Source organism: Rhizobium sp. SSA_523, from assembly GCF_030435705.1.
GTDB lineage: Bacteria > Pseudomonadota > Alphaproteobacteria > Rhizobiales > Rhizobiaceae > Neorhizobium.
Map to the genome: position 1 here is coordinate 2,476,295 of NZ_CP129382.1, position 12,764 is coordinate 2,489,058.

Genomic DNA, 12,764 nt, shown 5'->3' on the forward strand with positions numbered 1-12,764 from the left:
ACGTAAACGTAAATATTCCTGTCGGATTTCTGTCACAAATCAGCGCGCTTTTGCTTGTGCGCCGCCAGATAATCGGCGCTTCGCATTTCGAACAGGCGAGATATGGTTCGGTCGAACTCGAAACCTTCCGTTCCCCGCTTTTCCGTGAGCAGGTCATCCGGCGGGGCGGCCGCACTGATGAAGACGCGTACGCTTTTATCATAGAAGGCGTCGATGAGGTTGATGAAGCGCTTGGTCTGGTTGCGCTTGTCGGGTCCTATCAACGGTACATTCTCGACGAAGACGAGATCGAAGCGCGCCGCGATCTCCAGATAATCCGCCGCCCCGAGCGGCTTTTCGCACAGATCGGAGAACTGGAAGCGCGCTGCACGCCCCGCCGCACAAGGCACGGCGATGCTGCGGCCTTTGCGGGGGATTTCCATGGGCGCGCATTTGGCGCCGTCGGTCAGCTGATGCCAGGCATTCTCCATGGAGATTTCCGTCTGCCCCCCGAGCGGCGTCAGGTAGACCGGCAGGCTAGCCAGCTTTTCCATCCGGTAATCGGTCGGCGAATCGAGGCTCGTCACATCCACATAGCGCTTCAGCAAGGCAATGAAGGGCAAAAACAGGCTGCGGTTCAGACCGTCGCGATAGAGATTGTCCGGCGCGACATTCGAGGTGGTGACCAGGACGCAGCCGAGCTCGAAGAGTTCGGTGAAGAGGCGACCCAGGATCATCGCATCCGCAATATCGGTGACAGAGAACTCGTCGAAGCACAGGAGTTCGGCCTCGGCGAAAAGGGCGGCGGCAACCGGCGGCACGGGATCGGCCTGCTTGGTCTCGCCGGCCTTGAGCTTCTGCCGGTGCGCGTGGATACGGCCGTGTACATCGGCCATGAATTCGTGGAAGTGGCAGCGCCGCTTGCGGGCCACATTGGCCTTGGCGAAGAACATGTCCATCAGCATGGTCTTGCCGCGCCCGACGGAGCCGTGGATGTAAAGCCCGCGAATGGCGGCGCCGTTGCGCTTGTTGCGCTTGGCAAAGAGCCAGCCCAGGGCGCTGGTCTTCTTCGCCGGAACCCGTTCACGCAGCTCAGCCAGCACATGATCGAGCTTGGCGGCCACCGCCATTTGCGCCTTGTCCATCTGCAGGGCGCCGGACGCAGTCAGCGAGACCAGTTCATCGCTGACGCTGTTATTGTAATCGGGAAGCTTGGCCATGGGCCATCCTGTGCACGGGTGCGCGCCGGTAGAAGAAGGCCTTCGTGCAGAAAGGCAGTCACGTCGTTCATGCTTGCGTGCACGAGGCTATTGTGGATGCAGCATCTATCCCACGGCGGCCGAAGCCGCCTTCCGGATCACTGCACTAGCGGGAAAGGCTGATCTGCTGGCCGGAGGCCGTCGTTCCGTCGAAACGGGTGTCGCCGCTCTTGTAGACCCGGCCGACGACATCGCCATTGCGGTTCTTGAAGAGGACAGTCTTGCCGCTGACTTCCCACGAGCCCATGCTGGTGAGCTCGCCGGCGCAGCCGCGCGTTCCGCCACGGGACCCGCTGCCGAGATTGGTGAGGGTGAGGAACATGTCGCAGCTCGCTCCGGCATTGGAGACGCGCCAATTGCCGACCATGGATTCCTTCGTCACGTCGAGAGCCGTTGCAGGCGCATCGGTGGATCCGGGCGGCAGGGAGGCTACGGCGGTATTGCCGGTCGCAGGCGCAGCCGGGAATTGCGAGGCATCGCCTGCTCCGGGCGGCGGGAGCTGGCCCGACTGGACCGATGGTACCGGCTGCGGCTGCAGGGGCGCAGGAGACGGAAGATCGGAGTAAGGGTTGTAAGAAGTCCTCTGGCACCCCGCCAGGGACATCGCGACCACTACGCCGGTCACCACTAATCTGAACTGCATCATCAAGCTCCCACTATCCGCTTTGCCCGCACGACGCGCATGCCTGTTCCAGAATTACCGTCAAAGGGCGCGCCAAATCAAGCCATTGAACCGAACCTGTCCGATTTCAAGACCGAACCCGCGCAAATGGATCATGTCTGCGCGAGGTCAAGGGCGTCTTTTGACCGGGAGGGTGCGGGTCAGACGCGCCGCTCCACCATCATCTTCTTGATTTCCGCGATCGCCTTGGCCGGATTAAGACCCTTCGGACAGGTCTGCGCACAATTCATGATCGTGTGGCAGCGATAGAGGCGGAAGGGATCTTCCAGATTGTCGAGCCGCTCGCCTTTGGCTTCGTCGCGGCTGTCGATCAACCAGCGATAGGCCTGCAGGAGAACGGCCGGGCCAAGATAGCGATCGCCGTTCCACCAGTAGCTGGGACAGGAGGTGGAGCAGCAAGCGCACAGGATGCACTCATACAGCCCGTCGAGCTTCATGCGGTCTTCGTGGCTCTGCTTCCATTCCTTGGCCGGCGTCGGGGAGACGGTCTTCAGCCAGGGCTCGATGGAGCGGTGCTGGGCGTAGAAATTCGTCAGGTCCGGAACCAGATCCTTGACCACCGGCATGTGCGGCAGCGGGTAGACCTTGACCGTGCCGGTCACGTCATCCATGCCCTTGGTGCAGGCCAGCGTGTTGGCCCCATCGATATTCATGGCACAGGAGCCGCAAATGCCTTCGCGGCAGGAGCGGCGCAGCGTCAGCGTGGGATCGATCTTGTTCTTGATGTAGAGAAGGCCGTCCAGCACCATCGGACCGCAATCGTCGATATCGACGAAATAGGTATCGATGCGCGGATTGTGGCCGTCATCCGGATTCCAGCGGTAGATGCGGAATTCGCGAACATTCTGGGCTCCGGTCGGCTTGGGCCAGACCTTGCCTTCGGTCATTTTCGAGTTCTTGGGGAGAGCAAGTTCAACCATTGCTGGACCTTTGATCCTCGGCGGTCACCGCCGTTCTGTTTCCTAGGTTATAATCATCCGGCACCCACGGCGCCATGGTTGCAGTCAAAAGAGCGTGAGGCCGTCCCTCGCAAGCCGACCACAGAAGCGACAGACGCTCCATCCCGCGGCGCAGCGCCATCAACAGGCCGCGAAAGGGCGGCCGCCGACCATGCACCTGCTTGGCGGCCCGATCGGTGGCAATCACGCTTGCCGCGCCGGACTGCATCGCCACGAAGGGCGCCACATCGGCAACCCTCAGCCCGTGCCAGGACGGCGCCCAGAGAAAATCGTCCACCGGGATCAGCGCCTTGTCGATCCTGGCCAGCAACGTCTCGGCAGCTGCCCGCGTGATGAGATAGGCCGCCGCACCCGAGACGGGCCGCAGGGACCGCACGAGAAGGCGATCCGCAACGGGCCGCAGCGGCAGGACCTTGCGGCCTCCCGCTCGGCGAATGCCTTCCAGCTTCACAATATCGGCCGGAAATCCACCTTTCAGAAGATCGGCCACCACCGCCTCGAAATTCGACAGCGGCACGGCATCGTCTTCAAGGATGATGGCGCAGGCGAAATCGCTTGCGACGACCTCGCGCCAGGCGAGCACGTGGCTGGCAAGGCAGGCCTCCTCGGTCAGCATGAACAGCCTGTTTCGATGCGCATTCCATCCCAGCGCCTGCGGCGGGTTTTCCAGCGCCTGCGGCGGGCTTTCATGCGCCGGCAGCGGGATGGCGAGCGCGGTCTCGCGAACCGCCAGCACCGCCTGCGCGTCGTGGCGCGCATCGACCGCCCTCACCCGCTGAAGCGGCCAGGGAAGATTGCCGAACCCATGTTCGATATGCGCCCAACGATCGGCGGACCGATCAAGATTAATGGCAAACAGGCCGAGCGGCCTCCCCCCGGGAGCGATTGTCGTCGCATCGATATGGGAGACCGCCATGTTCATCGTCAGTACACGCGAGCCTTGGGCTCGATCTTGACCGGATCGATACCTTCGGCAATCAGATCGGTGTGAACCGGGCGGTAGTCGAGCTTGACGTCGCCGTCATCGCCGACCCAGGCCAGCGTGTGCTTGCGCCAGTTCTCGTCGTCACGACCGCTCATCGGGCCATCCTTGAAGTCTTCACGTGCATGGGCGCCCCGGCTTTCCTTGCGGGCCTCGGCGCTGAAGACAGTGGTGATGGCATTGGCCATGAGGTTCTGCAGTTCCAGCGTTTCCACCAGATCGGAATTCCAGATCATCGACCGGTCGGTGACCTTGATATCCTTCATCTCGCCCCAGATGGACGAGAGGCGCTGGCATCCGCTTTCCAGCGATTCCTGGGTGCGGAATACGGCTGCATCTTCCTGCATGGCGCGCTGCATCTTGTCGCGCAGCACCGCGGTCGGCGTGCCGCCGGCGGCATGGCGCAGGCTGTCAAACCGATCCATGATCCTGTCGCAGGCCGCCGTATTGAGTGCCGGCACCGGCTCGTCGCGATTGACGACCTGGCCGGCGCGGATTGCAGCGGCGCGGCCGAACACCACGAGGTCGATCAGCGAATTTGAGCCCAGCCGGTTTGCGCCGTGCACCGAGGCGCAGCCCGCTTCGCCCACCGCCATCAGGCCCGGCAGCAGCCGCTCCGGATTGGCGCTATCGGCGTTCAGCACTTCGCCCCAGTAATTGGTGGGAATGCCGCCCATGTTGTAATGGACCGTCGGCAGGACCGGGATCGGTTCGCGCGTGACATCGACGCCGGCGAAAATCTTCGCGCTCTCGGAAATGCCGGGCAGGCGCTCATGCAGCACGGCCGGATCCAGATGGTCGAGATGCAGGAAGATATGGTCCTTGTTCTTGCCGACGCCGCGTCCTTCGCGAATTTCGAGCGTCATGCAGCGGGATACGACATCGCGCGAGGCCAGATCCTTGGCGGAAGGCGCATAGCGTTCCATGAAACGCTCGCCTTCGGAATTGACGAGATAGCCGCCTTCGCCGCGGGCGCCTTCGGTGATCAGACAGCCGGACCCGTAAATGCCGGTCGGGTGGAACTGGACGAATTCCATATCCTGCAGCGGCAGGCCGGCACGCGCCACCATGCCGCCACCGTCTCCGGTGCAGGTATGGGCAGAGGTTGCCGAGAAATAGGCGCGGCCATAGCCGCCGGTGGCCAGCACCACCATCTTGGCGGCAAAGCGGTGAATGGTCCCGTCGTCGAGATTCCAGGCCACGACGCCGGTGCAACGGCCATCGTCGGACATGATCAGGTCGATGGCGAAATATTCGATGAAGAATTCGGCATTGTTCTTCAGCGACTGGCCGTAAAGCGTATGCAGAATCGCATGGCCGGTCCGGTCGGCGGCGGCGCAGGTGCGCTGCACGGGCGGGCCGGCGCCAAAATTCTGCATATGACCGCCGAATGGCCGCTGATAGATCTTGCCCTCTTCGTTACGGGAGAAGGGCACGCCGTAATGCTCGAGCTCATAGACCGCCTTCGGCGCTTCCATGACCATGTATTGCATGGCGTCCACGTCGCCCAGCCAGTCGGAGCCCTTGACCGTATCGTAAAGGTGCCACTGCCAGCTGTCCGGCGTCATGTTCTGCAGCGAGGCGGCAATGCCGCCCTGGGCTGCAACGGTATGGGAACGCGTGGGGAAAACCTTGGTGATGCAGGCTGTCTTGAAGCCCTGCTCGGCCATGCCGAGTGTCGCGCGAAGGCCCGCGCCGCCAGCCCCGACGACGATGACATCGTAGGAATGGTCGACATAGGTATAGGCCTTGCCGGTCTGCGCAATGGGAGTGATCGATGCCATGGAATATTATCCTGCGAATGCGATCTTCAGGGCGGCGAAAAGACAGAGACCGCCGACGAGAAGCGAAAAGAAGGAATTGAGCACGAGAAGCGAGAGCTTGGCGACTTCGGAATGGATGTAATCCTGGATGATCTCTTCCATGCCAAGCTTCATGTGCACGATGCTCGCGATGATGGTCAATGCGTTGATCGTCGCAACGAAGGGATTGGAAAGAGCCGAAATCACGTCGGCATAAGGCTTGCCGGCATACATGATCAGGAAGACCACGTAGAAAAGCAGCAGAGGCACCAGAGCGAGCGACGTCGTCCGAACCTTCCAGAAATGCTCGGTACCGCTTTTGGCCGAGCCGAGGCCGCGAACCTTGCCGAGAGGTGTGCGCATATCCATGATTGGTATCCCCTTAGCGTACGATCAGCACAACGACCCAGACAAGCACTGTCAGGGCAATCGAGGCGACGAGGCTCGCTTTGGCGAGCATGGTCGAAAATTCCTTTTCGAAGCCGTAGCCCAGATCCCACATGATGTGACGCAAGCCGCCGATCAGGTGATGAAGCATGGCCCAGGTATATCCGAACAGGATGATCTGACCTACGATGGAACCGAAAAACCAGTTCACCTGGTTGAAGGCGGTTTCGCCCGAAGCCGCGGCAATGAGCCAGGCAGCCACCAGAACCGTGCCGGCATAGAGCGCAGCGCCGGTGATGCGGTGAACGATCGACATCGCCATGGTGGGAACGAAACGGTAAATTTGAAGGTGCGGCGACAGCGGCCGATTTTTTGTCATATTCGCCATCATATCCTCGCGGCGTTCGGTGCGCATTCACGCGGGAGCGCGTCCGGCAATGCACCATGCCGTAAAGATGTGCATTGCATCATCGGGTGATTTACCCATGGCCTGCCCAGATCACAAGCTGAATTCAGAGCGATTTTTAATTTAATCGATTGTGGCCGCACGGCGACGGACCAAACGCCGCAGCAAGCGGTATATTGCGCCTCCCCTCGACCAAACTTTTCGATTCCAAAGACTTCGGGGGATCGATTTCCGCATCAATTTGGTTAATGATCCCTGAACGCATTCAGGAGATCCGTCATGATGACGAAGAAAGCGGCCGTCTCGGCCTTCACAGCCCTGCTGCTCGCCATGATGGCGACCTCCGCGCCTGCGGGCGAGCGCAATCCTGGCCGGCCCACCGTTTCGGCTCAAGTCTCCTCGCGCCATATCTCTTCGGGGCACACCGTCGCGGGTCCAAATACTTTGGGACGAACGCTTTCCGGTCAAGGTCACTGGAGACACCGCCCCTATGGTCATCGCATCTCCGGCAATGATCGGCAGGGCCATCCCGGCGGACGCTTTTCCGCCGCAGGGCGCGATAGCCGACACCAGCATGCGCAGGACCGCCGCGGTCGCGCTCGCTTCGACCATGGCCGCTCCTTCGCCGGCGACCGATACAAAGCAAGCGCGCATGACGATATCATCGGCATAGACGGGCTCCCTTCCGTTGTGGAAGGTGTCGGCACCTTTGCCGGCGGCCTTTCGGCTGTGCGTATCCCTGGAAACGGCCTTTATATCGCCAGCAATGTCCCGCTTGGCAGGGACCGCGGAACCGGTGGCCGGGCACCGCGCGCCAAGATCATCTCGATCGGCGAAGACGTGGCACACAACCGCTTCCTGCCGCGAGAGGCCTGTGAATACGAGGCCGGCGTCTGCATCATCCGCAGCAGCCGCTGACAGGCTGCCGGCGCGCATGCCGCGCGCGCTCTAAAGGAAGCGCCAGACTGTCGTCTTCTTGACCTCGCTGTCCTCCAGCGCCCGGGTGACCGGAACCTCATAGCTTGCCAGCGCCGCCAGCCGCTCCTTCGGCAGGTAGGATCGGCCCGGATCGCCGACGATGACGGTTGTCCCCTGTTCGGCGAGAGCGGCGAACCAGGGGATCAGCCGCTGTGCGAAAGCATGATCGTAGAAGACATCGCCGGCCAGCACGAGATCCGCTGAGAGGGACCTTCCCACCAGGTCATCGGGACAAAATTCGATGGAGACATGGTTTTCGGCCGCGTTCAGCGTCACGGCAGAGCGGGTCCAGGGATCGATATCGGCCGCCGTCACCCTGTCCGCCCCCGCCAGCTTGGCCGCAATGGCGACCAGGCCGGAGCCCGTCGCAAAGTCGAGGACGGTTCGGCCTGTAACGATATGCGGCTGGTCCAGCACGAAACGGGCGAGCCCCTGGCCGCCGGCCCAGGCAAAGGCCCAGAAGGGCGGCGGCAGGCCGATCGCCTGGAGATCCTCTTCTGTCTTCAGCCAGAGATCATGGGCCTCATCCGCCAGATGAAGGCGGATTTCCGGCACATGCGGCGGCGCCATCAGGCGCGTATTGGCGAGGATGAAGGCGCGCGGATCGGTTTTCAGGAGAAACCCCCGTCAGTCCGGCGAACGCGGCGGGTCTTTGAGCTCGCCCATCCGGCAGATCTCCAGATACTCCGCCTCCGTGACCGGTTGCACCGAGAGCCGCATCGAGGTGACGAGCGACATCTTCTCGAGCGTCTGGTTGGCCTTCACATCCTTCAGCGAGACCGGTTTCGGCATGTCGCAGACGGCACGGATATCGACGCAGTCCCAGCGCTCATCGCCCTCCGCCGTCGAATCGGGATGCGAGAGCGCGCAGACTTCGACAATGCCGACCACTTCCAGGCCTTCATTGGAATGATAGAAAAAGCCTTTGTCGCCGATCTTCATCGCCCGCATATTGTTGCGTGCCTGATAATTGCGCACGCCGGTCCACTCCTCGCCGGCCTGGCCTTTGGCCTTCTGCATCTCCCAGGACCATTTGAAGGGTTCCGACTTGTAGAGCCAGTAGGATGCCATGCTTGCTTACGCTCCCGGCTTGTTGAAGACCCAGTTGAAGGGCTTCACATCGACCGAGGCGAACAGACCGGCCTTGCTGTAGGGATCGGCATCGGCGATCGCCCTTGCAGCGTCGATCGTATCGGCTTCGACGATGACAAGGCTGCCATTCGGTTTGCCGTCCGCATCCAGAAAAGGGCCGGCCATCTTCAGTATGCCCTGGTCATTGAGCGCGTTCAGATGATCGAGATGGGCGGGGCGGGTATCCATCCGGACCTGCAGGTGATCGGGTTTGTCGGTGCAGACGAAGGCAAACAAGGCCATGGCAGCTTTCTCCTGGTTCATTCGGTGGTGATCGGGCGGGTCATCAACAGCTCCATCGCGGCATGCACGTCGAGCCGTCCCTCGATGATATCCGCAACCGCCTGGGCAACGGGCAATTCCACCTGATGGCGCCCGGCCAGGCTTGCGGCAATCGCGGCGCTGAATGCGCCCTCCACCAGCACGCCGCCGGCCATGTCCGCCGGTTCGCCCTGGCCAAGCCGGATCCCGAAGCGCAGGTTGCGGGATTGGTGGCTGGTGGCTGTCAGCACGAGATCGCCGAGGCCCGAAAGGCCCCGCACCGTCTCGGCGCGTCCGCCCATGGCAACGATGAGACGCGACATTTCCGCAAGGCCACGGGAAATCAGGGCGGCACGCGCCGACTCTCCCAGTCCGGCGCCTTCTACCATGCCGCAGGCAATGGCCAGCACATTCTTCAAGGCGCCGCCCAGCTGCACGCCGATCCGGTCGGTTGACGGGTATAGCCGAAATGTCCGGCTGGAAATTGTCCGCGCCAGGCGCTCGGCAACTGCCTGCTCCTGTGCGGCGACCACCATGGCCGTCGGAAGCCCCCGGGCGATATCGGCAGCAAAGCCCGGGCCGGACAGGACGGCCACCCTCTGCCTCGGCAGGTGCTGCTCCAGAACATCGGTCAAAAGCCGTCCGGTGGCGCGCTCGATGCCCTTGGCGCAGCTGACGACGATCGCATCCGCCGCCAGATAGGGTCCGTAATGGCTCGCTGCATCGCCATGCGCCTGGGCAGGCATGGCAAAGAGAACGATGCTCGCCTCCTCCAGCGCATCCGGCTCGCTGGTAAAGGCCAGCGCATCCGGAAGCGGCACGCCCGGCAGAGCGGCATCGTGAAGGTGCTCGTTGCGCAGATCCGCCATCAGCGAGGGATCGCGCCCCAGAAGCGTCACCTGTGCCTTGCCGTCCAGGCCCATTACCGTGGAAAGCGCAGTCCCGAAGGCGCCGGCACCGATGACGACGACACGCTCCTGCTGGCTCATGGCACTTCCCTTCGTCCCATCGGCCGGTTTCCCATGCACGCTTCTCTCATGCCCGCTTTTCTCATGCCCGCTTTTCTCATGCCTTGGCTCCACGCTTGCCCGATCCAAGCCGGGTGGCAGCCTCGGCATCCAGCGGCCAGCGTGACCGCGGCGCCACGGCCATCGGATCCTCGGGCAGGCCGGCAGCCATCCGCTCCAGTCCCGCCCATGCGATCATGGCCGCATTGTCGGTGCAAAGCTGCAAGGGCGGGGCGATGAAGTGCACGCCATGCCTGTCGCAAAGCTCCTGCAGGGTGGCGCGAATGACCTGATTGGCGGCAACGCCACCCGCAACGACCAGAGCAGGATTGGGCAAATCGGGATAGGTTTCGCGGAAGCGGGCCAGTCCCCTGCCGATCCGGTCGTTCAGCGTGCGGGAAATGGCGCGCTGGAAGGAGGCGCAGATATCGGAGATATCCTCCTGCGTCAGCGGCTGGATGGCCGTTGCCGCCTGTCGGACAGCCGTCTTCAGACCCGAGAAGGAAAAATCCAGCCGTGTCTCGCCAACCAGCGGACGCGGCAGATCGAAGCGGGCGGGATTGCCTGTCCGCGCCGCCTGTTCGACTGCCGGCCCACCCGGATAGGGAAGCCCGAGAAGCTTGGCGGTCTTGTCGAAGGCTTCGCCGAGGGCATCATCGATGGTTGTTCCCCAGCGCTCATAGGCGCCGACGCCCTTGACCAGCACAAGCTGCGTGTGACCGCCCGAAACGAGCAGCATCAGATAGGGAAAGGCGAGACCATCCGTCAGCCGCGCCGTCAGCGCATGTCCCTCCAGATGATTGATGGCATAGAGCGGTTTGCGGGCGGCCATGGCGATGGCCTTGCCGGTCATCAGCCCGACCAGCAGGCCGCCGATCAAGCCGGGCCCGGCCGTCGCCGCCACGGCATCGATCTCGCTGAGCACGATGCCGGCGCGCGACAGTGCCTCTTCGATCAGCCCATCCAGCGCGTCCACATGAGCACGGGCCGCGATCTCGGGCACGACGCCGCCAAAGGCGCTGTGCTCGGTCAATTGCGACAGAACCACGTCGGAAACGATCTCGCCGCGCCCGTCCGGATGCCGCACGACAACGGCAGCGGCGGTTTCGTCGCAGCTGGTTTCTATGCCAAGTATGCGCAGGCGAGAGGTCATGACGCGTTCGGATGAATTGCGATGCCTGTCAAAGACAGTTACGAAGCAGACGCCTAACAACGGATGATGAGAGATGCAAACAAAACCTTTCCGGATCGGCACGCGCGGCAGCCCCCTGGCTTTGGCTCAGGCCTCAGAGACGCGCGCGCGCCTGATGGCAGCGCATGGTCTTCCGGAAGACATGTTCGAGATCGTCGTGCTGTCGACCGCCGGCGACCGCATTACCGATCGGCCGCTGGCCGAAGTCGGGGGCAAGGGCCTGTTCACCCTCGAGCTCGAGGAACAGCTGCTGTCCGGCGCGCTGGATTTTGCCGTCCATTCGTCGAAGGACATGCCGACCACCCTGCCGGAGGGGCTCGAGCTATCGGCCTTCCTGCCGCGCGAGGACTTCCGCGACGCCTTCATCGGCCGCACGGCGCCAAGCCTGATGGCCCTGCCGGATGGCGCCAAGATCGGTTCCTCCTCGTTGCGCAGGCAGGCGCTGATCCGCCGGCGTCGCCCCGACATATCGGTGGTGACCTTTCGCGGCCTGGTGGAGACGCGGCTGCGCAAGCTTCAGGAGGGACAGGTGGATGCCACGCTCCTGGCGCTTGCAGGGCTGAACCGGCTATCGATGGGCGATGTGGTCACAGAATACATGGATCCGGAAGAGTTTCCGCCCGCCCCTGCCCAGGGCGCCATCTGCGTGGAAAGCCGCATTGGCGATCGCCGGATTCTCGACCTTCTGCAGGCCATCAACGATCGCCCCACCTCGGATGCGGTGCGGTGCGAGCGCGCTTTTCTGTCGGCGCTGGACGGTTCCTGCCGCACACCGATTGCCGGCTTTGCCACCTGTGACGCGGACCATCTGAGATTTTCCGGCCTGATCCTGACGCCCGACGGGCAGCAGGAACATGCCGTGGAGGTGAGCGGACGGCGCCAGGATGCCGAGGCGCTGGGCCGCAAAGCCGGAGAAACGGTGCGGGCCGCCGCAGGACCCGATTTCTTTGCCGACTGGACGTAAACGGCCATGCGGGTGATCGTGACCCGGCCGGCCAGAAGCGCCGCCCGCACGGCAGAGAAATTGCTGCGCATGGGGCATCAGCCGGTGCTCTTGCCGCTCAGTGCGCCGGAGCATCGTCCGGATGCCATTCGCGAGGCACTCGCGGTACCGCATTCGGCCATTGCGGTGACCAGTGCCGAGGCGATCCGCGCCCTGCAGGAGGTCGAGCCTGGCGATCATCTGGCCACACCCGTCTTTGCCGTCGGCCCTTCGACGGCCGCCTGCGCAAGACAGGCCGGCTTCCGCAGCGTCGAAGAGGGCCCGGGACATGGGGAGGGCCTTGCGCGACAGGTGATCGAGAAAAACCCGAAGGACATCCTCTATCTCGCCGGAACGCCGCGCGCGCCGGCCTTCGAATCCCTTCTCCGCTCGGCGTCCGTCGCGCTGCATGTGGTGGAAGCCTATCGCATGGTCGAGGTCGCATGGAGCAAGGCCGATCTGTCGCAGCTGCGGCCCTTTCCCCCTGCCCTTCTCCTCTATTCGAAAGAGGCCGCCCGCCTGTTCTTCCAGCGGGCGCTCCCCTTGCTGGACGATGAGCCGGAAGCCATGCTGGATGTCTATTGCCTTAGCCGCCAGATTGCCGAGGCCGTCCCGCGGCGTGCCAATATTCATCTGCATGTCAGCGATCATCCGAACGAGGACGATCTTCTTTTTCTTCTTTCGTCGCGTGCGGGAACCAAATTGGGCTGAGCCTCTTTCCATCTGTCATCCGGCTGACTAGGTTCGGAGAAGACAG

At 62.9% G+C, this 12,764-nt stretch carries 15 protein-coding genes; 3 read left to right on the top strand and 12 right to left on the bottom strand.

All coding sequences use genetic code 11. The features are described 5' to 3' along the window. Positions 1-32: 32 nt before the first annotated feature. The 7 genes from zapE to sdhC all read right to left on the bottom strand — a co-directional run bounded on the left by zapE (position 33) and on the right by sdhC (position 6,438). Positions 33-1,199 (bottom strand): cell division protein ZapE, encoded by a 1,167-nt coding sequence (gene zapE, locus QTJ18_RS20130; RefSeq protein WP_252754340.1) that lies wholly within the window; start codon positions 1,197-1,199, stop codon positions 33-35. Between the two features lie 145 nt (positions 1,200-1,344). Next, on the bottom strand, positions 1,345-1,881 hold the full coding sequence (locus tag QTJ18_RS20135) for a protease inhibitor Inh/omp19 family protein (protein ID WP_252754471.1): 537 nt from the start codon (positions 1,879-1,881) through the stop codon (positions 1,345-1,347). 179 nt (positions 1,882-2,060) lie between these two features. Further along, complete coding sequence (locus QTJ18_RS20140) at positions 2,061-2,840, bottom strand: succinate dehydrogenase iron-sulfur subunit (RefSeq protein ID WP_252754339.1); 780 nt, start codon at positions 2,838-2,840, stop codon at positions 2,061-2,063. Next, positions 2,833-3,795: a glycosyltransferase family 25 protein gene (locus QTJ18_RS20145; protein ID WP_252754338.1), complete on the bottom strand. Its 963-nt coding sequence runs from the start codon at positions 3,793-3,795 to the stop codon at positions 2,833-2,835. Before QTJ18_RS20145 ends, QTJ18_RS20140 begins: the two co-directional genes overlap by 8 nt. 8 nt (positions 3,796-3,803) lie before the next feature. Further along, positions 3,804-5,645, bottom strand: coding sequence for a succinate dehydrogenase flavoprotein subunit (gene sdhA / locus QTJ18_RS20150; protein ID WP_252754337.1), 1,842 nt, complete (start codon positions 5,643-5,645; stop codon positions 3,804-3,806). Between the two features lie 6 nt (positions 5,646-5,651). Then, the gene (sdhD, locus tag QTJ18_RS20155) at positions 5,652-6,032 is read right to left on the bottom strand and encodes a succinate dehydrogenase, hydrophobic membrane anchor protein (RefSeq protein ID WP_252754336.1); all 381 of its coding nucleotides are present in this window, start codon (positions 6,030-6,032) and stop codon (positions 5,652-5,654) included. A gap of 13 nt (positions 6,033-6,045) precedes the next feature. Then, positions 6,046-6,438 carry a succinate dehydrogenase, cytochrome b556 subunit gene (sdhC, locus tag QTJ18_RS20160; RefSeq protein WP_252754335.1) on the bottom strand — a complete coding sequence of 131 codons (393 nt, stop codon included), beginning with the start codon at positions 6,436-6,438 and terminating at the stop codon, positions 6,046-6,048. A gap of 297 nt (positions 6,439-6,735) precedes the next feature. Between sdhC and QTJ18_RS20165 the strand changes: the two genes are divergently transcribed. Further along, positions 6,736-7,374, top strand: coding sequence for a hypothetical protein (locus tag QTJ18_RS20165; protein ID WP_252754334.1), 639 nt, complete (start codon positions 6,736-6,738; stop codon positions 7,372-7,374). A gap of 30 nt (positions 7,375-7,404) precedes the next feature. Here the strand turns inward: QTJ18_RS20165 and QTJ18_RS20170 are convergent, their stop codons facing one another. The 5 genes from QTJ18_RS20170 to tsaD all read right to left on the bottom strand — a co-directional run bounded on the left by QTJ18_RS20170 (position 7,405) and on the right by tsaD (position 10,986). Continuing rightward, positions 7,405-8,049, bottom strand: coding sequence for a class I SAM-dependent methyltransferase (locus tag QTJ18_RS20170; RefSeq protein ID WP_252754470.1), 645 nt, complete (start codon positions 8,047-8,049; stop codon positions 7,405-7,407). 12 nt (positions 8,050-8,061) lie between these two features. Then, the gene (locus tag QTJ18_RS20175; protein WP_252754333.1) at positions 8,062-8,505 is read right to left on the bottom strand and encodes an EVE domain-containing protein; all 444 of its coding nucleotides are present in this window, start codon (positions 8,503-8,505) and stop codon (positions 8,062-8,064) included. Positions 8,506-8,511: 6 nt separating this feature from the next. Continuing rightward, a complete protein-coding gene (locus tag QTJ18_RS20180; RefSeq protein WP_252754332.1) occupies positions 8,512-8,808 on the bottom strand; it encodes a YciI-like protein in 297 nt (98 codons plus the stop codon). Between the two features lie 17 nt (positions 8,809-8,825). Next, positions 8,826-9,815: an NAD(P)H-dependent glycerol-3-phosphate dehydrogenase gene (locus QTJ18_RS20185; protein ID WP_252754331.1), complete on the bottom strand. Its 990-nt coding sequence runs from the start codon at positions 9,813-9,815 to the stop codon at positions 8,826-8,828. A 76-nt stretch (positions 9,816-9,891) separates the two neighbouring features. Further along, positions 9,892-10,986 (bottom strand): tRNA (adenosine(37)-N6)-threonylcarbamoyltransferase complex transferase subunit TsaD, encoded by a 1,095-nt coding sequence (tsaD, locus tag QTJ18_RS20190; protein ID WP_252754330.1) that lies wholly within the window; start codon positions 10,984-10,986, stop codon positions 9,892-9,894. A 73-nt stretch (positions 10,987-11,059) separates the two neighbouring features. Here tsaD and hemC point away from each other — a divergent pair, with 73 nt between their 5' ends. Together hemC and QTJ18_RS20200 are read left to right on the top strand one after the other, a co-directional pair. Further along, positions 11,060-11,989 carry a hydroxymethylbilane synthase gene (gene hemC / locus QTJ18_RS20195; protein ID WP_252754329.1) on the top strand — a complete coding sequence of 310 codons (930 nt, stop codon included), beginning with the start codon at positions 11,060-11,062 and terminating at the stop codon, positions 11,987-11,989. A gap of 6 nt (positions 11,990-11,995) precedes the next feature. Further along, positions 11,996-12,718 (top strand): uroporphyrinogen-III synthase, encoded by a 723-nt coding sequence (locus tag QTJ18_RS20200; protein ID WP_252754328.1) that lies wholly within the window; start codon positions 11,996-11,998, stop codon positions 12,716-12,718. Positions 12,719-12,764: the final 46 nt, after the last annotated feature.